This window comes from uncultured Phascolarctobacterium sp. (assembly GCF_937920985.1).
In the GTDB taxonomy this organism is placed as follows: Bacteria; Bacillota; Negativicutes; order Acidaminococcales; family Acidaminococcaceae; genus Phascolarctobacterium_A.
Genome location: NZ_CALDXR010000033.1, coordinates 62,360 through 85,377, shown reverse-complemented (window position 1 = coordinate 85,377; position 23,018 = coordinate 62,360). Strand labels below are relative to the sequence as shown.

Here is a 23,018-nt window from a genome sequence, read left to right as displayed (position 1 = left end):
GCACGGTGGTGTGAGAGGTCGACTGCTCAAATAATGAGCAGTCTCCTACTCGATTATTGCATGGAGCATTGCCTGATGGGGGTTAAAAGCGTGAAAATTATTCTCTTGGCAAAAGATTTTTTCTGATAAGTGTAAAAAAGCTTACAAGGAAGCTGCGAAGAAAAACCGAATATTTTACCTAAAATCAACAAAAAATGTTCATAAAGCTTGCGATAAGACGCGGAAAATGATATGATATTTATGCAACAAAGTGTAGTGAAGAATCTGAAGGTAATATCTGTGGCTTTCAGATGTTTTTTCATGAATAAAATTGTCTTGGGAGGCATACAAAAATGATTGATCGTTATACTCATCCTGAAATGGGTAATATCTGGACACTCGAAAATGAATTCCGTACCATGCTGAAGGTAGAAATTCTGGCTTGCGAGGCTATGAACAAACTGGGCATTGTGCCTGACGAAGCGCTGAAGGATATTCAGACGAAGGCTGACTTCCGTCTGGACCGCATTAAGGAAATTGAAGCAGTTACCAACCATGATGTTATTGCTTTCCTGACTAATGTGGCTGAGTATGTAGGCGATGCGTCAAAATACATTCACAAAGGCCTGACCTCCAGCGACGTAAAGGATACTGCACTGTGCTACATGACTGTACAATCCGCAGACCTGATTATGCGTCATCTGGTAAACTTCCATGAAATTCTGCGCCGTCGTGCCGCTGAATTCAAATATACCGTTATGATCGGCCGTACTCACGGTATCCACGCAGAACCGATGACCTTCGGTATGAAATTTCTGCTGTGGTCCGCTGAAATTGAACGTAACATCGAACGTCTGAAACAAGCACGTGAAATGATGGCAGTCGGCAAGCTGTCCGGTGCTGTAGGTACTTACTCCAACATTGATCCGTTTGTAGAAAAATATGTCTGCGAAAAGCTGGAGCTCACTCCGGTACGCCTGGCAACTCAGGTTATCCAACGTGACCGTCATGCACATTTCATGACTACTCTGGCAATCATCGGTTCCTCTCTGGATAAGATGGCAACCGAAATCCGTAACCTGCAACGTACCGATATCCGTGAAGCTGAAGAATATTTTGCACCCGGCCAAAAGGGTTCTTCCGCTATGCCGCATAAACGTAATCCTATCACCTGCGAAAAGGTTTCCGGTATGGCTCGCCTGCTGCGCGGCTATGCAGTAGCAGCTCTGGAGGATGTAACCCTGTGGCATGAACGCGATATCTCCCATTCTTCTGTAGAACGCGTTATTCTGCCGGACGCAACTATTGCTCTGGATCATATGCTGCGTAAATTCTCCAACATCATCGACAAGCTGCTGGTATATCCTGATGCAATGATTGCCAACATGAACAAAACCGGCGGCCTGATTTTCAGCCAAAACCTGCTGATTGCTCTGGTTACCAAAGGTGTACTGCGTGAGGACGCTTACAAATGGGTACAACGTAACGCTATGGCACGTTGGCTGCAAGGCGCTGACTTTAAGACCAACGTTGAAGCTGACCCGGATATCAAGAAATATCTGACCGACGAAGAGGTTGAGCATTGCTTCGATCCGAAACCGATGCTGCGCCACGTTGACGAGATTTTTGCTAGATTTGGTTTATAATTTTGATAAGGAGTGACTGCTAATGTCATCTGTTGTAGTTTTAGGTGCCCAATGGGGCGATGAGGGTAAAGGTAAAATTGTTGACTATTTGGCGCAAAAGGCTGACGCTGTAGTTCGTTATAGCGGCGGCTCCAATGCAGGCCATACCGTTGTAGTTAACAACATTAATTATAAGCTGCGTCTGCTGCCCTCCGGCGTACTGTTTAATGATAAGACTAACGTTCTGGGCAATGGCGTTGTAATCAACCCCGGCGTTGTGCTGGCTGAAATCGCCGGCATGAAGGAAAAGGGCATTGATTGCAGCAATCTGGTTATCTCTGACCGTGCACACGTTGTTCTGCCGTATCATCAACGTCTTGATGAGCTGCAGGAGGAAGCACTGGGCAATCACAAAATCGGCACCACCAAAGGCGGCATCGGCCCCTGCTACATGGATAAGGTTGCTCGTGTAGGCATCCGTATCTGCGATCTGATGGAACCCGAAACCTTTGCTGATAAGCTGAAGGTTAATCTGGAAGCAAAAAATGCTATTATCACCAAAATTTACGGTGCAGAACCGTTTGACTATGATACCGTACTGAAGGAATATCTGGCTTATGCAGAAGAGCTGCGTCCGTATGTTGCCGATACCGGCGTTGTTATGGATGAGCTGTTCAGCGCCGGCAAAAACGTTCTGTTCGAAGGCGCACAGGCTACCTTCCTCGATATTGACCATGGTACCTATCCGTATGTTACCAGCTCCAACCCGACTGCAGGTAATGCCTGCACCGGCAGTGGCGTAGGTCCCCGCTTCATCGACCATGTTGTCGGCGTAGTTAAGGCTTATACCACCCGCGTTGGTGAAGGCCCCTTCATCACCGAGCTGCTGGATACCGATGGCCCCGGCAACCAAATCCGCGAAACCGGCCATGAATACGGCACCGTAACCGGTCGTCCGCGTCGTTGCGGCTGGCTGGATGCTTTCATGCTGCGTTACAGCGCACGCCTGAACAGCCTGGATTATCTGGCAATTACCCGTCTGGATATCCTCGACCAAATGCCGAAGATTAAAATGTGCGTTGGCTACAAGATTGGCGATGAGGTTCTCAAACGCATTCCTGCAAGCCTGAACGTTCTGGCTAAGGTTGAGCCGATTTTCGAAGAGTTCGACGGTTGGATGACAGATATCAGCGGCATCCGCAACTATGACGAGCTGCCGGAAAACGCTAAGAAATATCTGGCTAAAATCAGCGAGGTATCCGGTGTTGAGCTGGGTATTATCTCCGTTGGTCCTAACCGCGAGCAGACCATTGTTCTGAAAGAACTGCTGTAAGCTTAGGCTGCTGAAAAAACAGCAAAAATATTTTAAAAAAGTACTTGACTTTCCTTGCGTTAGTCTGTATAATATTAATGTTGCTAATTTATGGCGACAAATGATTCACTAGCTCAGTTGGTAGAGCACCTGACTTTTAATCAGGGTGTCCCGAGTTCGAGTCTCGGGTGGATCACCAACGAAAATATGCCGTTCTTCGAAAGAAGAACGGCTTTTTTGTATTTGCGGATATAAATTCCGGCAAAACAGAATATAGTCCTGAAAATTTCTTCCTTGCTAATCAATTCCTACAGTAGTAATATGTAAGTGATAAGCAAAAATTTTACAGACTTTTTCGGAGGTGCTTGGATGAAAATAGTAGTTATGGAGCCGTTAGGCGTAAAGATGGAGCAGATAAATGCACTGGCAGTGCCGCTGCAGGCTGCGGGCCATGATTTTGTATATTATACCGCAAAAGAAACCGACCAGACGAAGCTGCTAGCGCGTGTGCAGCAGGCCGATATTATCATGCTGGCCAACCAGCCGCTGAGTGCGGAGATTATCAACGCCTGCCCTAATTTGAAAATGCTTTCCGTGGCCTTTACCGGTGTAGACCATATTGCGCTGGCTGCTTGCCGTAAGCGCGGAATTTTAGTGTGCAATGCCGCAGGCTATTCCACCAATGCGGTAGCAGAGCTGACCTTCGGCCTGGCTATCAGCGTTATCCGCAACATCGTTCCCTGTGATGCACGCTGCCGTCAGGCAGGAACGAAGGATGGCCTGTTAGGCTTTGAGCTTTTCGGCAAAACCTTCGGCGTAGTGGGCACCGGTGCGATTGGCAGCAGAGTGGCGAAGCTTGCCGCTGCCTTCGGCTGCAAGGTGCTGGCCTACAGCCGTACTCCGAAGGCAGAGCTGCAGGCTGACGGTGTAAGCTATGTAAGTCTGGATGAGCTTTTGGCTGCCAGCGATTTTGTCAGCCTGCATGTGCCGCTGACGGACGCAACCCGCGGACTGATTAACGCTGAGGCTATTGCCAAGATGAAGCCGACGGCCGTACTGCTGAATACTGCGCGCGGTCCTGTTGTGGACAGCGAGGCGCTGGCACAGGCGCTGAACGAAGGAAGATTGGCGGGAGCAGGCATTGATGTGTTTGAGGGCGAGCCGCCGATTGCACCGGAGCATCCTCTGTGCCATGCAAAGAACACCGTGCTGACACCGCACGTGGCCTTCGCCAGCGCCGAAGCACTGGCTGCACGTGCCGATATCGTTTTTGCCAACATCGAAAAATGGCTGGCGGGAGCACCGCAGAACGTAATTAAGTAAAAACACTATGAAAAGGCTCAATAATTTATATTATTCCAAGAGAATAAAAGAGCTTTTGGCAGAGTTGCAGACAGCGGGAACAACGCTGGTTGTTGCTCCCATGGGCTATGGCAAAACACTGGCAGTGCAGTACTTTTTGCAGGAGCAGGAGCGCTGCGGCAAAAAGGTGCTGCGCCAAAGCATTTACGGCGCCGGTGCCGAAGCCTTCTGGCAGGGAGTGTGCCACAGCTGGCAGGGTACGGAGCTGGGCGCTGCGCTGCTGCAGCAGTCTTTGCCTGCCGATGCCAATGCCAAAACGCTGGTACTGGAGCTGTTCCGTCAGCTGCTGCCGCAGGAGCCTGTCTATTGGTTTATAGATGATTTACATTTGCTGGAGAGCAGCGAGGCGATTGATTTTCTCTTTGCTCTGAGCAAGGCAGGCTTTGCTGATTTGCACCTGCTGCTGGTAAGCAGAGGGCAGATTTTTGACGGCAGCCGTCTGCTGGAGCTGGGACGTAAGGTCTTTTGCCTTGATAAGCATGACCTGGCGCTGCAGCGTGACGAGCTGGCGGAATACAGCAGCAGATGCGGCCTGCAGCTTACAACGCAGCAGCTGGATGCTTTGCATGAGGCCTGCGAGGGCTGGTTTTCCGTTACCTATCTTAACTTTTTGAACTACGATAGGTATAAGCGCTTTTGCCTTGATACAGGCAGCGTTTATGAGATGATAGCCAATGTACTGCTGCGGCCGCTGCCGTCGGAGCAGCAGCGCTTGCTGCTGCTTATGGGGCAACCGGAGGAATTTACGCCGGAGCAGGTGGTCTTTGCCTACGGCGCAAGCTGCAGAGAGTCTGTAAGCAGGCTGCTGGAATGCAACGCCTTTATTATCAGGCTGGCCAACGGCAGACTGCGGTGTCACCATATGCTGAAGCAGGCAACGCGCCATGCCTTCGGCCTGCTGCCGGAGGCTGAGCAGCAAATGTACTTCCGTCGCCTGGGACAATGGTACGCACAGCAGAAGGAGTACGAGGAAGCACTGGACTGGTTGTACCGCGGCTGTGATTTTGACGGTTTGCTGGCTGCAGTGCAGCAGCTGCGCGACTGGTCGATGCGCCCGCAGCACAGGCAGCATCTTTTCGACTGGCTGCGCAAATGTCCGCCGGAAATCTTGTGGCAGTATCCGCAGGCGGTGCTGATAATTATGCGCCGCATGTTTTCGCTGAATATGGTGCCGGAAATGCTGCAGGTCAAGGAATGGTACGTGACGGCGCTGGAGCGCAATACTGCCCTCAGCCAGCGGGAGCGCGATAATTATTACGGCGAGCTGGAGGTTATTCTGAGCTTTTTGGCCTTCAACAGCATCACCGGTATGAGCGAGCATCACAGGCGTGCCTACAAGCTGCTGAGTGGTGCTCCGCAGACGCTCAGCAAGCAGGGCATCTGGACCTTCGGCGCGCCCAGTGTTCTGGGGCTGTATTTACGCACGGGCTGCAGTCTGCGGCAGACGGTGGAGGATATGCAGGAGTGTATGCCACCATACTATCTGCTGAGCGGCTGGCACGGTGCCGGTGCCGCCGAGCTGACGGAGGCGGAAGCACTTTTGCTGCAGGGACGCATTGACGAAATGGATATGACTCTGCAGAAGGCGTATTATCAGGCGGAAAAGCATGGGCAGGAGTGTATTACTATCTGCTGTGATTTTCTGGAGATGCAGCGCGATCTTTTCCGCGGCGTTTACAGCAGTAAGGCGGAGGCCTACAGCCGCCATCAGTGGCAGCTGCAGCCCTGGAAGCAGAGCATGCTGCTGAATACTGCCGATATGTGCGCCGGCTTTTACTATGCATTGCTGGGCAAGCCGGAATATATCCCAAGCTGGCTGACAGACGGAAACGGACAGCAGCCTTCGGTGCTTTATCCTGCGCGTCCCTGCCGCAACTATATCAGCGCCCAGTGCCTGCTGGCACAAGGGCAGTATACGGAGCTTTTGGTGCGCTGGTCCGATTGGGAGCAGGAATGCCGTTCCTACAGTAATTTTTTGTGCCTGCTGTATTTGCAGGTGCAAAGGGCGGCGGCCTTTGCCGGCAGAGGCGATGTAACGAGCTGCCGCGCTTCGCTGAAGCAGGCGCTGGCAATGGCTGAGGCGGATAAGCTTGTGCTGCCGTTGGCACAGAACATAGCGCTGCTGCGTCCTTATCTGGAGCAGGAGCTGCAAGGTGAATTTTCAGCAGCGGCGGCAGCGGTGCTGCACCTGGGGCAGCAGCTGGAAGCGGGCCGGGGACAGATTATGTCCGCACGCTTTGCCGAAGCAGGCCTGCAGGAGCTGACGGAGCAGGAGCTGCAGATAGCGCAGTTGGCGGCGGCACGCCATACGAACAGGGAGATTGCGCAAAGATTGTCGCTGTCGGAGGGGACGATTAAGCAATATCTCAATAAAATTTTTGCCAAGCTGCAGATTGATGCGGCGGCCAAAAATAAAAGACATCAGCTGGAGCGCTTTTTCCCCAACTCTTAACTAAAGGTTACTTATAGTTAATATTGACCCGGTATATACTGTAAATGAAGAAGTATATGCCGGGTCTTTTTATATCCGGCGGTTAGGAGGCGGAAAAATGAAACGGCTGAAGGCAGTGCTCGGGGCGTGCCTGGCAATGCTCGTGGCTTTTACGGCATTGGCGTGGGCGGCGACGCAGTACAAAACAACTATCAAGGTAAACGGCACTAAGCTGAACGTGCAGCGCTATGTAGAGGGCAAGGGGCCTATGAAGGATAAGGCGGTGCTGCTCAACAAGGATAATAAGGTTGTTGTGCGCTGGAAGCAGCGCGAGCTGAAAAAATGGTACTATGACGGTGATAAATATTTCCGCTTTGTACCCTACAGCTATGATATGAAAAACCTGAAGCCGGGCAGATATCGCTTGGTAACGACCAGCAGCTTCGGCAAGGGCGGTGCGGTTAAAAAGACCGTCAACATCAGCTACAAGCCGCAGAGCAAGATGCAGTTCCGTGCGTCCAAGATTATCCGCAAGGGCAACGGCGATGTTTACCAGCGTCTGTATTTCAAAAAGAATAATTCTACGGGCAAGACCTGCTATGCCCAGATTTTCAATAAAAACAACAAGCTGGTCTATAGCACGAAATATAAGGCAAGAAACGCCAATCAGGATTTTGCCTTCAGCTGGAACGGCTGGGCGAGCGGCAACAGCGGCAAAAAATGTGCTAAGGGCGTATATACCGTGAAGTATTGGATGGATGGCGTTAATCCCAAGACTGCCAAGTTCCGTCTGAGCATTTGAGGAGGGGAGCATAATGAAAGAAAAAATGATGCGTATTATCGTAACTGTTATGCTTACCCTGCTGCTGTGCAGCCTGACGCTGCTAGTAGGCGCCGCCTCCCAAAATGACTGGAAGAATACGGCAGGCTGCTATGTGTGGACAGAAAGCAGCCAGTATAATAACGGCGTGCTGAATATCAAGCCCTTGGGCGATGATAAATATCTTTACGAGCTGAAGGTTATGCGCGGCAGTGAGGAAGAGGACAGTGCGGAGGATTTCGTTACTGCCGGCGTTTTTGAAATCAACGAGGACGGCGACGGTATTGCCGAGGTAGATTACCAAAATAATGATACGGTAGAGCTGCGCTTCGTACTGAAGGACAAGAGCATTACCGCCTATCAGGACGGACCGCTGCCGCTTGATGTTCAGGGTGAATACAGATTTAACGAGGACAGCTTTGATGTATCCGAGGCTGCCGCAGCCGCGCTGCTTGCCGGCCTGCCGGAAAAGCAGACGGGCTTGCCGGAGGATGCCGATGATTATAAGCTGCTCTATGCGGAGGAGCCTGTGGACGGCTGGTTCTACCAGCTGACGGCGCTGGATGATGAGGGCGAGGTTATTGCCAAATTTTTGGTAGCTGCCGATTTGAGCGCTGTGTACCGCAACGATAAAGAGGATGAGGTAAGCCTTATTTACGGTGACCCGATCAATATGCTGGCTGCCAAAAGAGCACCGCTCGTAGAGGAGGATGAGCTGGAAGGTCCTGCAATCGAAAGCGGCGAGCTGGAGGGTGACGAGGATGCGCCTGACCTGCCTGCAACCGCAGCTTCCGAGCTTAGCCCGTTGGTGACGGTGGCTCCGGAGGAGGCAAGCCTGAAGGTGGGCGAGCGTACACGCATAGTTGCTTCGCTGCCGGGCTGCGTAGGCTATAATGTAACTGATTTGCGTTCTTCCAATAGTGATATAGTGAAGGTGGACGGCGATGTGCAGCTTTTGGCTGTGAAGCCGGGAACTGCGACGATTACCGGCAAGCTGCTGCTAGAAAAGGGCGAAAAGGCCTTTATGACGCAGATTACTGCCTATGAGCCGAAGCTGGAGGCTCCGAATCTGCCGGCGCACTTGGGAATAGACGAGGCGCTGAAGCTGGAGGCCTACGTTGTGGGCGAGGCTGACGGTGTAACACCGGAGTGGAGCGTGAGCGATGAAAAAATTGCCGTTATCGAAGATGGCAAGCTGATCGGCAAGGCTGACGGCGTTGTTACCGTCACGGCAGTCCACGGCGAGATGAAGAGCCAATGGCCGGTGGCTGTGGGCACTGCGGAGCTGCCTGCTGCCGAGGATGAGGAAGAAAATGAGGATGACGATGATGGCTTTGGCTGGCTGACGATTATCGGCGGCGTTATTATCATCGGTGGCGCTGCTTTCTTCTTCCTGCGCAGAAAGCGTAAATGATAAGCTGATGCTGTAAAGCGTTATGCTTACCGAAAAAATAATATGAAGCATCGGAGGCTGAGCTGCGCCAGCCTCCTTGGTGCGCCTGCGGCGATGCTGTTGCTTGTGACCGCAGGCATATTTTTTTGTGTGCGGGTATATGCTGTTACGTCCGTTTTTGCCTGCCAAAGCGTCCTTGCCGTTGCCTGAAGGCGCGAAAAATCACACTTATTTTACACTCTGACAATGTTTCACAAAATCTCTGTAAAAAAAGTAACAAAAAGTTTTCAGCTGGACGTTACAAATAGCGAAAAATCTAGTATAATAATATTAAAGTGTATTATACTTTACAAAATCTCTGAGATCTCAAACTGGCGCCAAATCAATCAAAGTAAAATGAGGTAGAATAGTAGAAATGTTTTTTCAGTCTTATGACACACCAGTTTTCAGACCTCCAAGTGAGGCACGCAGCTTTATTTTGCGCGTTACGCGCGGCTGCGCACATAATAAATGCACCTACTGCAACATGTACAGAGGTGTTCCCTTTCAGATTTTAAAGGATGAAGAAATTTCCCGTCAGATAGCGTTGGCGGCCCATTACGGCAAGAACAAGGTGCGCCGCGTCTTTTTGGCGGACGGCGATGCTTTGGTGCTGCCGACGGCCAAGCTGCTGAAGATTCTGCAGGTGCTGCGCGAGCAGTTTCCGCATCTGCAGCGCGTTGCCAGCTATGCTGCGCCAAAGGATATCCTGCGCAAGAGCGAGGAGGAGCTGCGCCAGCTGAAGGAAGCAGGCCTGAAGCTTTTGTATTACGGCATGGAAACAGGCGACGATGCTACGCTGAAGGCTGTCAACAAGGGTGTTGACGCCGAGCAGGCGGTAGAAGCGGGACGCAGAGTTACCGCCAGCGGCATGAAGCTTTCCATGATGATTATTCTGGGGCTGGCAGGTGCGGAGGGCAGCGAACGCCACGCACTGGCTACAGCTAAGGCTATAAATATTATCAAGCCGACGCATTTGAGTGCACTTTGCCTGATGCTGTACCGCGGCAGCGAGCTGCTGGACCAGTACGAGGCAGGCAAATTCAATCCGCTTTCACCGGCAGGACTGATGCGCGAGCTGAAGCTGATAATAGAAAATATAGATTTACCTGCGGACAGGCACTGCCTTTTCCGCAGTAACCATGTATCAAACTACGTTCAGCTGGCAGCAACGCTGCCGCATGACAAGCAGCGTCTGCTGCGCGATATTGATTACAGTATTGCTCAGCTGAGCAAGCTGAAAAGCTGGGACGTATATAACTACAATTAATTTTTAATTTTGCATTTGAGCGGGGCTGATGAAGATGAAAAAGAAGCTGGCTTCTGTGCTGACCGTAATCATGTTGGCCTGCAGCCTGCCATGGCAGGCACAGGCTGCAGCGCCTATTGTCAGCAACAAACCGCATAAGGCACCGGTGGCAACGCCGCCGGCCGTAAGCGAGGCGCGACCTGTGAAGGCGGTGCCGGAGCCTGCTGCCGTCAAGGCCGATACCGCAGCCAAGCCTGCTGCCGAAGTGAAGGCGCCGAAGCAGGCGAAGCCCGAGAAAAAGGCGAAGAAAACCGCAAAGAAAAAGTCTAAAAAAACGAAGGAAAAGCAGTCCAAGGTGCAGGTGCAGCAAAGCAACTGGCGCCTGAAGGTGGCACAGCAAAAGCTGCAGGTGCTGGGCTTCAGTGACGAACGCCCCAGCGGACGCATGACGGAGGCTACCAGCACTGCGCTGAAAAGCTTCCAGAAGCAGCACAAGCTGAAGGCGGACGGCGAGCTGAATGATGCAACCTATCATAAGCTGACCTGGGAGGCCTTTGCCAAGGAAGGCATCCCCAAGGTTAAGGGCAAGGAAATCGTCAGCCGTGCAGCCAAATACAAGGGTGTTCCCTATGTGTTCGGCGGAACCACGACCAAGGGCTTTGACTGCTCCGGTTACGTGCAGTATGTGTTTAAGGACTGCAAGGCCAAGCTGCCGCGACTGGCAGACGAGCAGGCGTTACAGGGGATTTTTGTAACGCAGAAGCAGCTGCGGCCGGGTGATTTGGTGTTTTTTACCACCTACGCGCCGGGAGCATCGCACGTGGGTATATATGCCGGTGACGGACAATTTTGGAGTGCATCCTCGTCCAAGGGTGTAATCCTGTCATCGCTGAAGGAAGAGTATTGGAAACAACGTTATTTTGGAGCACGCCGGGTGTTGATTACGAACGGCGAGGTTAATAAATAAAAAGTTCTGCTGACGGCAGCCTGCTGCCGGACAGACGGGGAGGGTATAAAACATGATTCGTGAGAGAAGAAATAAGGATAAGCTGGCTTCTTATTACAGAAAGTTTATGGAAGAGGGTATTGTTGATCCCAACGTGCATCCGTGGGTTGCTGAAAGCTGGCAACGCTGCCGTGCTATGCATCTGCCGCATGAAACAATGCCTAAAATCAACAAGCTGAGCCGCGAAGAGATTATCGCGCATCAAAAGACGCATGAGTTCATTGTTAAATATGTTGATGGCCTGTATGAGCAAAGCAAGCAGCACTTCAATATCCACAACCTGAGCATGCTGTTGATTGATGAAAACGGCTATGTAATCAAAAACTATGCTATGCCGTTCTTCCAGCGCATTATCGAGGATATTCAGGGTATGCGCGTATTGGAGGAGGATGTTGGTACCTCCAGCATCAGCGTGGCACGTGAGCACAACGTACCGTTTTTGATGTTTGGTCCGGAAATGTGGATTAAGGACAGCCATTCCGGAGATGCCTGCAGCGCGCCTATCTGCGTCAATGGTAAAATCCGCTATATTATTTCCTTCTTTTCTTTGGATCAGAACGATTTGCCCTATGATTTGCTTTTGAGCCTGCTGATGACGATGAAATATTCCATCGAACAGCACCTGAACATGCTGGAGGCCTGGAGCATCAACCGCATTATGATGGAGCAGCTGCCGGTAACCGTTTACTGGCTGGGCAAGGACGGCAGCGTAAAATACTGCAACGAAAACGGCCGCAAGCGTCTGGAGGGACACGAGCGCCTCGAAGATGTGTTCCTGAACTACGAGCATATTCCTATCAAAAAAGCGCTGCACGGCGTAGCAACGCAGCGTCGTGAAATCACCTGGATTACCCAGGACAGAACCTTTGAGGATATTACCACTGTTATGCCGATTAAGGTAGGTAGCGAGGTAGAAAGTGCCTTGGTGCTTTCTATGTCCATTGAGGATTTGAAGACAACTATCGCCCATGCGACAGGCTACAGCAGCCGTTACAGCCTGTATAGCATGGTTGGCGAAACCAGCGAATTTTTGGCGCTGCAGCATAAGGCCAGCCGCGTTGCCCGCACTGACCACAATATCCTGCTGCAGGGCGAACCCGGTACTGGCAAGCAGCGTTTGGCACATGGCATTCATCAGGCCAGCCCCCGCGCTGCCGCTCCGCTGATTGCGGTAAAATGCCACAACGCCTCATTGGCAGAGCTGGAGGCCGAATTCTTCGGTACAAATGAGGACGGACAGCAGTCCGCAGGCAAGCTGGAGCTTGCTATCGGCGGTACGCTGTTCCTTGATGAGGTAGAAAAGCTGCCGCTCGAAATGGGCGACAAGCTGGCTGATGCGCTGACGCATGGCCTGCCTGCAACGGAAAAGGGCGGCAAGCCGCGTATGTTCGATGTGCGCGTAATCGCTGCCTGCGATTCCAACCTTAAGCGCTTGGCAGATAAGGGCCTGTTTTCCCGTAATTTGTATGAGCTGGTGCTGGATACCACCATGCGCGTGCCGCCTCTGCGCGAGCGCGTGAAGGATATAGAGGTAATTGCTTCGCATATTCTGGTGGAAATGTCCGCACAGCACAACCTGCCGCAAAAGCGCCTGTCTCCTGAGGCTGTTTCCCTGCTGCTGTCCTGCAGCTGGCCGGGTAACATCAAGCAGCTGCAGGGTGTTATCGAGCAGGCCTTCTTCCACACTCCCGGCAGCATCATCGAAGCGGAAAACATTAAGCTACCCGGTGACAAAACCTTGGAGCGCTCCTGGAAGTACGACAAGGAAGCCTTTATTGCAGCCTGGAAATCTGCCGGCGGCAATATCAGTAAGCTGGCAACAATGCTTGATGTCAGCCGTGTAACCCTGTACCGTTATCTGAAGAAGTACGGCCTGGGACCGAAAGCAAAATAAAATTTAACCTGATTGCCCCTGAAGCAGGTTTATCCTGCTTCAGGGGCTTTTGCTATTTTGGGTGGCGTGTTTAGAAGAGAAAAGTGCAACATGTTGCAAAAATCTCTTGTAGAAATGGCGATATTTCTTAGTCGCGTTAAGTATAAATAAAATTTAAAAAAATAAAGATAAGGTAGTGCTAAAATTTCTAGTGTTGAACTGCATAGTAGTCTGAGTATAGTAAGAAAATGGCAGTTTTGCAAAAATGTAGCGTGCTAGAAAAATTTTCTTGCACATACAACTGCGATGCTATCGAGCTGCTTTTTTGACAAATGTATATGTGCTGGGCTTTTTGGTGCCTTTAGTTAGATTTTGTGCCTGAAAAAAAGAATATGAATACATAAGCTTTTGCCTAATATATTGCATAATACGGAAAAGTGTTAAACTCAATTTGTAAATAAAAAAATTAAGTAGTCAACTGATTTTAATGTAAAACAATATGCTTTTAAACTATAAAGACAAGAACAATGCTTGTCTGGTGCGGACAAAGGTGGTATAATAAAAAATAAGGTATATGTTGAGAGAATAATTATCTGATTAATTAAAATATATCTACCTTTGGCCTTTGATATACAATTGTGGATGTTCCTCTAATGATAAACCACAATAGTGAATGTCCGAAAAGTACAGTATATTAAAGCTATTACGAAAATAAAGTCTATTAAATAAAGTGCGAAAATACAGTGTTATTTATTAATAAAAATATATTGTTACATAATAAAATAAGCTTCCTCGCGTGGATTGGGGCCACGTAAATAGATAAATATTAAAAAAGCGTTTTGGAGGAATGTAGCATGAACAAGGTTTTTAAAGTCATTTGGAACGAAGCTCGTAATGCTTACGTTGTTGTTTCGGAAATCGCGAAGAATAGAGGCAGCAAAAGCTGCTCTACCAAAAAGCTGTTGGCAATGCTGATTGCAACGGGTGTGATGACCTGTGCAAGCTTTGATGTGCTGGCGGCGCCGCCTAGTGCAGCTGCAACGGCTAAGTCTCAATATGTTGCGTTTGGTGATGAAGCAGCTGGTTTGACTGATGGACAAGATAAGACGATTGATGGGCATAAGTATATCTATGATGCAGCCAATAAATATTGGGTGCGTGAAGGCTATATACTGAAGGTTGAAGAAAATGGCAAATTGCATACACCGCTTTCCGCCCATGGCAAAGCTGCTGATGTAGCATATATTGGTGGTGGTGATACAGGCAGCATTTTGCAATCAGTAACTTCGATGGTTTCAGCAAGTGGTACAGTAACCAATATGGGCGAATCATTAAGCAGGATTACTGCAAGTGCTTTTACTGGTGTAAGCCATAGTGGCGGCACTGCTGTTGTCGGTGATTGGAATTATATTATTCAGGATTCCAGTTGGAAAGGTTATGTTGAGAACGGAAACTTCCAAGATGGTTATGTTGATTTAATTGGCCCAGAAGGTGGGATGCCTAAAGGCTTTGTAACTGTAGGTGACAAGCTTAAATGGGATGATACTAAGCAGGCCTACACTTATAACGGAAAACCGGTAGATTACAGCAACGTATATGTTATTGATGGTAAGATTGGTGTGTTTACTAATCAAAGTGGCAGTGATTTCTATAAAGGCACCGTCTTTGGCAAAAACAATGAAATCCTTATGACTGTAAAGGATGGAGATCATTTCTACAGCTATTGGGCTGCCGAGGTTACCGACCCGAGCGCTACCATGCAATCTTATCGCTTGGCTGAGTATAAGAAAGACTTGGCTGTATTAGTGGAAAATGATAATAAGCTGAGTCGTGACGATATTAAAGAAGTTACGTTGGATACCAGCAAAGCAAATTCCGCAACTATCAGCTTGCTGAGAAATGGCGATAAGGCAGTTGATGGTGCTATTACTGTTACCAGCGGTGGCGGTACTGAAGGCAGTGACACTTTCGTTAAGATTTCTAATGGTACAGCTAATCAGACCTTTGCTACCGGTTCTAAGGTAGAGGCTATTGGTACTCCAGAAGCTACAGCAGGCATTAAAATCAATGGTCAGGAATATACTATCAAATCCGGCTCTGTAGTAAGTGTTGCAAAAGATGCATCAAACAAAACTACCACCATTACTGTTGATGGCAAAGCAACTACCATTACAGATACCGATACTACTTACACTGCAGGCGATGGCATCGAAATTAATGGTGGCAATGCAATTTCGGTCAGCAAAAATCTGACCGGCATGCAATCTATCCAAGGCGCAGGCGAAGGCAAGATTAGCTTTGATGGTGCTAATGTTAAGGTTAACAATACTACCTTTAGTGAAAACAGCGTAGTAGTTGGCGGCGGTACTGATGGAAAAACTCCTGTAATAATTAATGGTACTGACGGAGTAGTTTCCGGTTTACATAATACTAATATTGGTTATACAGACTTTGCAACTAAAGGCAATGCTGCTACAGAAGAACAGCTGAAGAAGGTAATGGATGCAGGCTGGAAATTTACTACAGATAGTGGCACCCAAACTACTGTGACTGTTGGCGAAGCTGGTAATGAAGTTAAATTCAACGGCGATAGTGCTAATATTGAAGTAACCAATAACGGTAAAGATATTAAGGTAGCACTGAAGAATGATTTGACTGTAGACAGCGTAAAAGCTGGCGACTTCTTCATGGATAAAAACCAAGGCGTAGGCTACGCTGACAAGGCGTACATCACCAGCAGCGGTCTGAATGCAAATAATCAGAAGATTACCGGCGTAGCAGATGGCACTAATGACACCGATGCAGTCAACTTTGGTCAGTTGAAAGAAACTAACACCAAGGTAGAAAACCTTAAGGTAGAAGCAGGCAAGCACACTACTTTGGTTGCTGGTGAAAATGTACAACTGAATCAAGAAAGTACAGATAAGGGATTGCAATATACCATCAGCGCTAAAGACACCACCTATGCAGCAGGCAATGGCATTATTATTAGCGGTGCAAACAATGAGATTTCTGTAAAAGTGAAGGCAGGCGAAAACAACCTTCAGGTTACTGACGCTGGTCTGGAATTGAAGAAAGACCTGACTGTAGACAGCGTAAAAGCTGGCAGTTCCTTTATGTCTGCTACAGGTATTGGTTATGGCGATAAGGCATACATTACCAGCAGCGGTCTGAACGCAAATAACCAAAAGATTACCGGCGTAGCAGCAGGTAATGCTGACACCGATGCTGTTAACTTTGGTCAGTTGAAAGAAACTAACACCAAGGTAGAAAACCTTAAGGTAGAAGCAGGCAAGCACACTACTTTGGTTGCTGGTGAAAATGTACAACTGAATCAAGAAAGTACAGATAAGGGATTGCAATATACCATCAGCGCTAAAGACACCACCTATGCAGCAGGCAATGGCATTATTATTAGCGGTGCAAACAATGAGATTTCTGTAAAAGTGAAGGCAGGCGAAAACAACCTTCAGGTTACTGACGCTGGTCTGGAATTGAAGAAAGACCTGACCGTAGACAGCGTAAAAGCAGATAAGTTCTTTATGGATAAAACCCAAGGCGTAGGTTACGATGGAAAGGCTTATATCACTAGCAGCGGTCTGAACGCAAATAATCAGAAGATTACCGGTTTAGCAGATGGCACTGATGATACCGATGCTGTAAACGTAGGCCAATTGAAAACAGTAAGTGAAGTAGCAAACCAAGGCTGGAAGCTTTCCACTAACGGCGATGCAGTATCTAAAGTAGCACCCGGCGAAATTGTTGACTTTAGTGGTGACAAGAACATCAGCGTAAGCCATAACGGTACTAAGGTTAAAGTAGAGCTGAATGATGAGCTGGAGGATATCAAATCCATTAGCAATGGTGATTCCAGAATCAACCTGAATGCAGATAGCATCAGCATTTCCAATGGTAATAAATCTTTTGCAATTACTAACAGCGGTATTGGCATGAGCTATATCACTGCTGATTATAGTGCAAAATCCATCATGCTTGGTGAAAACGGAACAACCATCAGCGGTGGCTTAAATGTAGCTGGCAGCAAGATTACCGGTGTAGCAGCAGGTACAATCGCTGCAGGCTCTACTGACGCAGTAAACGGTAGCCAGTTGAATGACATAAAGAACAGCATCAATACTGATATCAGTAACAAGACCTTCGGTCTGAAAGATGATAAAGGCAGCGAAGTTACCAGTACTTTGGGCAATACAGTTCAGGTTAAGGGTGCAGATGGTATTACTTCTACCGTTAAAGATGGTGCATTGGAAATCGGCCTTAAGCTGCAAGAAGGTTCTAACCTCGTAGTTAACAGCAACGGTCTGGCACTGAACACTGCTTTGACTGGTATTCAATCCATCAATGGTGCAGGTGCAGGCAGCATCAGCTTTGCAGACGGCGATATCAAGCTTAACAACAAGGTTACCATTGACAATACCGGCAAAATTACCGGCGTAGCAGATGGCACTAATGACAGCGACGCAGTCAACGTAAGCCAGCTGAACGCTGTAAAAGCGGAAGCAAGCAAAAAAACTACCTTGTCCGATGGCAAGAATACAACTGTTACATCTGTAAGAACTGACGGGCAGACTGATTACCAGGTAAATGTTGCAGGTGATTTAAAAGACATTACCTCTGTCTCCAACGGTGCTTCCAAGATTAACCTTAATGCCGACAGCATCAGCATTTCTAATGGTAATAAGTCCTTCGCAATTACTAATAGCGGTATTGGCATGAGTTATATTGGTGCTGATTATACTGCAAAATCTATTATGCTTGGTGAAAATGGTACAACCATCAGCGGTGGCCTGAATGTTGCAGGTAGCAAGATTACCGGCGTAGCAGCAGGTACTGCTGATACCGACGCTGTAAACGTAGTCCAATTGAACGCTGTAAAAGAAACTGCCAACAAGGGTTGGAAGCTGAAAACTAACAATGGCAATGTATCTGATGTAAAACCTGGTGATGAAGTTGAATTTGATGGCGATGATAACATCAAAGTAAGCAATGCTGGTAATAAAGTTAGCTTTAAGCTGAATAACAAATTGACCGGCATTGAATCCATCACCGGCGTAGGCGGCAGCATCAGCTTCTCCGGCGGAAACGTTACTATCAATAATAATGTAACCTTTGGCAGCAATGGCCAAATCCATAACGTAACCGCAGGTACCGCTTCTACCGATGCCGTTAACGTAGGCCAATTGAATGCAGCAGTTCAAGCAGGCAATACCGATACCCATATCAAACCGGGTGAATACGGTGTTGGTGCTGACAACAAGGTTAATATGGACGTTGTTGATAAGACTGGTACGAAGATTAATACCGTTACCATTACCGATGTTGCTAAAGCAAGCGATTTAGGTAACGTTAATAACATTAACAATGACCTGAAGAACTCGAATGGTACTACCACCGTTGTTGATGCTGTAAATAACTTGAACCAGAAGCTAGATAACAAGGTTGGTGATTTGCAGTACAGCAAGGTAGACAAAGGTGATATTGCGGATGGCGACAGTACTACTACCGCAATCGGCAAGCTTGACCAAGCGTTGAAGGATGTAGCAGATACTGCAAACCAAGGCTGGAACTTGTCCACTAACGGAGGCGAAGCATCTAAAGTAGCACCTGGTAAAACTGTTGACTTCAGTGTTGACAAGAACATTAAAATCAGCAATGATGGTACCAATGTTAAGGTTGAGCTGAATAAAGACCTGACTGGTCTGAACAGTGTAACCTCAAAAGAAGCCAACATCGGTGGCGTAAGCATCAAAAACAACATTGTTGATAACCTGAGCAACAAGGAGTGGGATGCTAAGAATACTGACCAGTACAAGGATTCCGGCAAGGCGGCAACCGAAGCCCAACTGCAGCAGGCAATGAGCGGCACTGTACAGTACGACCGTAAGGACGACGGCACCGTTAACAAGACTCAGATTACCCTGAATAAGGAAGGGGATACCTACACTACTATTACCAATGTAGCAAACGGTAAGGTAAAAAAGGATTCCAAAGACGCTATTAACGGTGGTCAGCTGTTTGATACCGAAACTAAGATCAACAACCGTATTGATGGTGTTGAAAACCAGGTTATCAGCAATAGCAACCGCATCGGTCAATTGAGCAGCCGCGTGAACAAGGTTGGCGCAGGCGCAGCAGCTCTGGCAGCACTGCACCCGATGGACTTTGATCCAGACGACAAACTGACCTTCTCCGCAGGCTACGGTAACTATGCAGGCCAAAACGCAGCAGCAATCGGCGCTTACTACCGTCCTGATGAAAAGGTAATGTTCAGCGTTGGCGGCACTGTAGGCAACGGTGAAAACATGGTTAACGCAGGCATCTCCTTCTCCCTGGATCGTACCAACCATGTAAGCAACAGCCGTACTGCTCTGGCTCGTGAGGTTATCGAACTGCGCGGTCAATTGGCAGAAATGGGCGCTAAGATGGCTAAGATGGAAAAAGCATTCGGTATGCTGGATGAAACCAAGACCAAGCTCTTCCCGGATGTTCCGGCTAACCACTGGGCATATGAATACATCGCTAAGCTGGCAGGCAATGGCTACATTGAAGGCTATCCTGACGGCAACTTCGGCGGTGACCGTCTGATGACTCGTTATGAATTTGCTACCATGCTTTACCGTGCAATTGAAAACGGCGCAGCTCTGGAAGAAAGAATCATCAAAGAGTTTGAGCCTGAATTGGGCCGCATCCGTGTAGACCGCATCAGCGGTGAAGACGGTGACCGCAACAAGATTGAACGTGTACGCGTTAACGCAACCAAAGGCGAGCGCGACCATTACGGCAACAAGCTGGCAAAATAAATTGTCGGCAGTGACAAGTGAATAAAGCTCAGTAAACAGTAAAGGCGTTCTCCCGCAGGGGAGAACGCCTTTTGTAGTAGTGAATATATCAATAATTACAACGTTACTTTTCTTTTTGCGAACTATTGTTTTTGCAATCTATCTGTGTTATAATTACCTTAGTTGCATAGGTAGCTGCATTCTTGCGGAGCTTATGCCTGGTCATGCGGACCAGTGGCGCCTGTCGAGCTTTCGGCAGGCGCCTTTTCCTTTTTGTCAGTCGCGATTGCCGGCTTATATATTTTTACTACAAATTATGCTATAATCAAAGGAGGAAACATATGCAAAAGCAAATTTCTAATCTTGACAAGCTGACTTTGTCCAACGATTTTCTTTTCAAGCACGTTATGCTCAGAAAGCGCATCTGCAAGCATATTCTGGAAGAGCTTTTACACACCCAAATTGCAGATATTACCTATCTTGAAGCAGAGAAGACTATCGATGTTTATCCTGACAGCCATGGTATTCGTTTGGATGTTAGAATTGCAGATGCTGCCAATACTCATTACAATTTGGAAATGCAGGTAAAGAATCCTGTTAATCGTGCTACAGGAAAATTTCTGCTGCCTAAGCGTACCCGCTACTATCAGGCTATGCTTGATACGGATATGCTACAAAAAGGTCAGGATTATGACGAATTATCTCCTACGTATATAATTTTCTTTTGCCTGTTTGATTTTTTTCAGGATTCTCAGCGTATTTATACCTTTAAGAAGCGTTGTCTGGAAAACATGAATATTGAATTGGCAGATGAAGCAGTTATTATGTTTCTCAATACCTTGGGAACCAAAGGTGATGTGTCACCGGACATTCAAAGTCTGTTTGACTACATCAACAGCAATACTATTAACAGTAATTTTACACGTGAGGTTGCTGACACGATTGTAGAAATTAAAAATGACAAGAAAGTGAGGGATGCCTATATGACTTACGAAATGCGTATGAAAGACCTGCGTGACGAAGCACATGCCGAAGGTCTGGCCGAGGGTAAGGCTCAGGGTCTCGCCGAAGGTAAGGCAAAAGAAAAGACTGCAACTGCAAAGCGTCTTTTAAGTATGGGATTATCTGTAGAGGATATTGCTAAGGCTACTTCGCTTTCCGTTGAACAGGTTGAAGCTATTGAGGTGGAATGAATTTAATAAGTTGCTTACAGTAAAGGCGTTCTCCCGCAGTGGGAGAACGCCTTTTTACATTATAACGAAAGCAGTTAAGCTGTTATGGTATACGCTTTATAGACTGCTTGCGAAGCTGACACTTACCATTTTTCCGGAATTCCGGGGAAGTCGGCAATCGTCAGCATACAGCAGCTGCCGGTAGCCAGCAGTGTATCTGCATCAGTATCATATACATGAATCTGCATAGTAATTAACTGGCCATTATGCGAAACAACCTCAGCTTGTGCCTCTACCATTGCACCGGAAGGAGCGCCCTTGATGAAATCTACGGTCATCGATACCGTAACCACGCGCTTGCCCATAGCGGCGCAGGCGATGCCGGTGGCATTATCCACCAGTGTTGTAAGCAAGCCTCCGTGCAACTTGCCGTTGAGGTTTGTATGGATAACAGGGTCGATGCGCAGGCCGACTGCAGCTTTGCCGCAGCTGATGCTGTGAACCTTTATGCCGCAGTGCTGCATAAAAGCGTTATGCGTGTAGATATCTTTTACGCTTCGGATAATTTCTTCCGGTTGCATAAATCATTCCTCCTTTAGACAGGCGTCCAGCGCTTGGGCAACGTCGCTGCATTGCTCAAGGCTTGCTACCCAATTTTGTAAACGTAATGCCTTTGCTTCACCGTAAACAGGTACGGCAAGGCTCATAAACTTGGCGCAGAGCTCCTCCCAAGTCAGAGGATTTTCCGGATCTCCCTTAGGATAATCAACCTGCATTGTAAGTGTTTGTCCGTTTTGCAGCTGGATTTCTACTCTGGAAGCCAGCTTGGAAGCATCTGCTGCATGAAGCTGTTCCATAGCCTCATCACGGATAACCTTGATGCGCTGCATTAAATTCATAAGCTCTTTGTTATGGATACATTCCTCGCTGAACTGCGCAATGCCTACTTCGCCGAACTTCAGCATAGCAGCGGAGCAATATTGAATACTGAATTTGCCGCCGTAGGGAGTTTGCGGCTGCGGATTGTTGATCAGATAGTTGGTAATATTGTTGACGTACAGTTTAATTTCAGCGATGTCCTCAGGCTGTAGGGAATGAGCCTTACGCAGCTCCTGAATGGCGTAAAGAGCGGCATGGGCATGCTTGCAGCAAGCGTAGGGCTTGAAGGAGTTGATGTCGATTTTCAGTTTATCAGTGCTCATGTTTTCGGTAAGTTTCTCCAGGTGCGGTTCTTTGACCATGGCACGGCAGAAGCCCTTTTCGCCTTCTAAAATTTCACTGGCTGCAGTAAAACCCTTCTGCGACAGATAAGCGCTGAGAACACCGCTGTAGGAAGCCTTGCCCGTGTGCAGCGGCTTGCTCATGGCACCCTCTTTTAAAAATTCCCACAGGCCTGCGGCCTGGGTGCCGGCGCTGCCATAGCACATCAAGGTCTGCTGTGCGTCAAGACCGAGAGCGTTGGCGGCAGCAGCACCGGCGGCGATGGTGCCTGCGGTACCGGTAGTATGCCAAAAGAAGTAGGATTCGGGGATAACCGCTTCGCCTACGCGCCCGCTTGCTTCGTAGCCTGCACAAATTGCTGCGATGAGCTGCTTACCGCTTTTGTGTTCTGCCTCGCAGACAGCCAGCGCGGGAGAAACAACAACGCAGGCCGGATGGATAATAGACGGGTTATGAAGATCATCGAAATCCAGACTGTGGGAAGCAGCGCTGTTGATAAAGGCTGCGTTCAGGGCACTGGCCTTTTTGGCGGGAAGGCTGCCGAAAATATTCGCCTGTGGTGCATCACCTTGCAGGATAACATCATGTATAATACGTACCGGTTTTTCCTGAGAACCGCGGACAGCAATTCCCAGCCAGTCCAGCAGACATTTTTTAGCCATTTCGATGCTGTGAGCAGAAAGCTTTTCGTAGCACAATTCTGCGGTAAATTTTGCTAATGCTTTAGTTGTCATTGTTA

13 protein-coding genes and 1 tRNA gene are annotated in these 23,018 nt (G+C 48.4%); 12 read left to right on the top strand and 2 right to left on the bottom strand.

Annotation, left to right across the window (positions count from 1 at the left end; translation table 11 throughout):
* Window positions 1-332: 332 nt before the first annotated feature.
* The 12 genes from purB (at window position 333) to Q0612_RS06135 (ending at window position 21,079) form a co-directional block, all read left to right on the top strand.
* Complete coding sequence (gene purB, locus Q0612_RS06190; protein ID WP_021719764.1) at window positions 333-1,625, top strand: adenylosuccinate lyase; 1,293 nt, start codon at window positions 333-335, stop codon at window positions 1,623-1,625.
* Window positions 1,626-1,647: 22 nt separating this feature from the next.
* Entirely contained in the window at window positions 1,648-2,937 is a 1,290-nt protein-coding gene (locus Q0612_RS06185) for an adenylosuccinate synthase (protein WP_293392218.1), read from the top strand.
* A 102-nt stretch (window positions 2,938-3,039) separates the two neighbouring features.
* Window positions 3,040-3,115, top strand: a tRNA-Lys gene (locus tag Q0612_RS06180).
* A gap of 170 nt (window positions 3,116-3,285) precedes the next feature.
* Window positions 3,286-4,239: a 2-hydroxyacid dehydrogenase gene (locus Q0612_RS06175; RefSeq protein WP_298882166.1), complete on the top strand. Its 954-nt coding sequence runs from the start codon at window positions 3,286-3,288 to the stop codon at window positions 4,237-4,239.
* A gap of 7 nt (window positions 4,240-4,246) precedes the next feature.
* A complete protein-coding gene (locus Q0612_RS06170; protein WP_298882163.1) occupies window positions 4,247-6,730 on the top strand; it encodes a LuxR C-terminal-related transcriptional regulator in 2,484 nt (827 codons plus the stop codon).
* A gap of 97 nt (window positions 6,731-6,827) precedes the next feature.
* Window positions 6,828-7,511 (top strand): hypothetical protein, encoded by a 684-nt coding sequence (locus tag Q0612_RS06165; RefSeq protein WP_298882160.1) that lies wholly within the window; start codon window positions 6,828-6,830, stop codon window positions 7,509-7,511.
* Window positions 7,512-7,524: 13 nt separating this feature from the next.
* Window positions 7,525-8,943 (top strand): LPXTG cell wall anchor domain-containing protein, encoded by a 1,419-nt coding sequence (locus tag Q0612_RS06160; protein ID WP_298882157.1) that lies wholly within the window; start codon window positions 7,525-7,527, stop codon window positions 8,941-8,943.
* A 394-nt stretch (window positions 8,944-9,337) separates the two neighbouring features.
* A complete protein-coding gene (locus tag Q0612_RS06155; protein ID WP_298882155.1) occupies window positions 9,338-10,231 on the top strand; it encodes a radical SAM protein in 894 nt (297 codons plus the stop codon).
* A gap of 28 nt (window positions 10,232-10,259) precedes the next feature.
* A complete protein-coding gene (locus Q0612_RS06150; RefSeq protein ID WP_298882152.1) occupies window positions 10,260-11,177 on the top strand; it encodes an NlpC/P60 family protein in 918 nt (305 codons plus the stop codon).
* A gap of 52 nt (window positions 11,178-11,229) precedes the next feature.
* Complete coding sequence (locus tag Q0612_RS06145) at window positions 11,230-13,110, top strand: sigma-54-dependent Fis family transcriptional regulator (protein WP_298882149.1); 1,881 nt, start codon at window positions 11,230-11,232, stop codon at window positions 13,108-13,110.
* 833 nt (window positions 13,111-13,943) lie between these two features.
* Window positions 13,944-19,907: an ESPR-type extended signal peptide-containing protein gene (locus tag Q0612_RS06140; protein WP_298882145.1), complete on the top strand. Its 5,964-nt coding sequence runs from the start codon at window positions 13,944-13,946 to the stop codon at window positions 19,905-19,907.
* 320 nt (window positions 19,908-20,227) lie between these two features.
* Entirely contained in the window at window positions 20,228-21,079 is an 852-nt protein-coding gene (locus tag Q0612_RS06135; protein WP_298882142.1) for an Rpn family recombination-promoting nuclease/putative transposase, read from the top strand.
* 122 nt (window positions 21,080-21,201) lie between these two features.
* Here Q0612_RS06135 and Q0612_RS06130 read toward each other — a convergent pair whose 3' ends face one another.
* A complete protein-coding gene (locus Q0612_RS06130; RefSeq protein WP_298882139.1) occupies window positions 21,202-21,639 on the bottom strand; it encodes a PaaI family thioesterase in 438 nt (145 codons plus the stop codon).
* 3 nt (window positions 21,640-21,642) lie between these two features.
* A complete protein-coding gene (locus tag Q0612_RS06125; RefSeq protein WP_298882136.1) occupies window positions 21,643-23,013 on the bottom strand; it encodes an MmgE/PrpD family protein in 1,371 nt (456 codons plus the stop codon).
* Between the last annotated feature and the right edge of the window lie 5 nt (window positions 23,014-23,018).

Bases quoted from the DNA above. Each gene is read 5' to 3' on its own strand.
- Q0612_RS06160 (WP_298882157.1), top strand. From the start codon at position 7,525: ATGAAAGAAAAAATGATGCGTATTATCGTAACTGTTATGCTTACCCTG.
- Q0612_RS06130 (WP_298882139.1), bottom strand. From the start codon at position 21,639: ATGCAACCGGAAGAAATTATCCGAAGCGTAAAAGATATCTACACGCAT.
- Q0612_RS06135 (WP_298882142.1), top strand. From the start codon at position 20,228: ATGCAAAAGCAAATTTCTAATCTTGACAAGCTGACTTTGTCCAACGAT.
- purB (WP_021719764.1), top strand. From the start codon at position 333: ATGATTGATCGTTATACTCATCCTGAAATGGGTAATATCTGGACACTC.
- Q0612_RS06175 (WP_298882166.1), top strand. From the start codon at position 3,286: ATGAAAATAGTAGTTATGGAGCCGTTAGGCGTAAAGATGGAGCAGATA.
- Q0612_RS06170 (WP_298882163.1), top strand. From the start codon at position 4,247: ATGAAAAGGCTCAATAATTTATATTATTCCAAGAGAATAAAAGAGCTT.
- Q0612_RS06145 (WP_298882149.1), top strand. From the start codon at position 11,230: ATGATTCGTGAGAGAAGAAATAAGGATAAGCTGGCTTCTTATTACAGA.
- Q0612_RS06140 (WP_298882145.1), top strand. From the start codon at position 13,944: ATGAACAAGGTTTTTAAAGTCATTTGGAACGAAGCTCGTAATGCTTAC.
- Q0612_RS06185 (WP_293392218.1), top strand. From the start codon at position 1,648: ATGTCATCTGTTGTAGTTTTAGGTGCCCAATGGGGCGATGAGGGTAAA.
- Q0612_RS06165 (WP_298882160.1), top strand. From the start codon at position 6,828: ATGAAACGGCTGAAGGCAGTGCTCGGGGCGTGCCTGGCAATGCTCGTG.
- Q0612_RS06155 (WP_298882155.1), top strand. From the start codon at position 9,338: ATGTTTTTTCAGTCTTATGACACACCAGTTTTCAGACCTCCAAGTGAG.
- Q0612_RS06150 (WP_298882152.1), top strand. From the start codon at position 10,260: ATGAAGATGAAAAAGAAGCTGGCTTCTGTGCTGACCGTAATCATGTTG.
- Q0612_RS06125 (WP_298882136.1), bottom strand. From the start codon at position 23,013: ATGACAACTAAAGCATTAGCAAAATTTACCGCAGAATTGTGCTACGAA.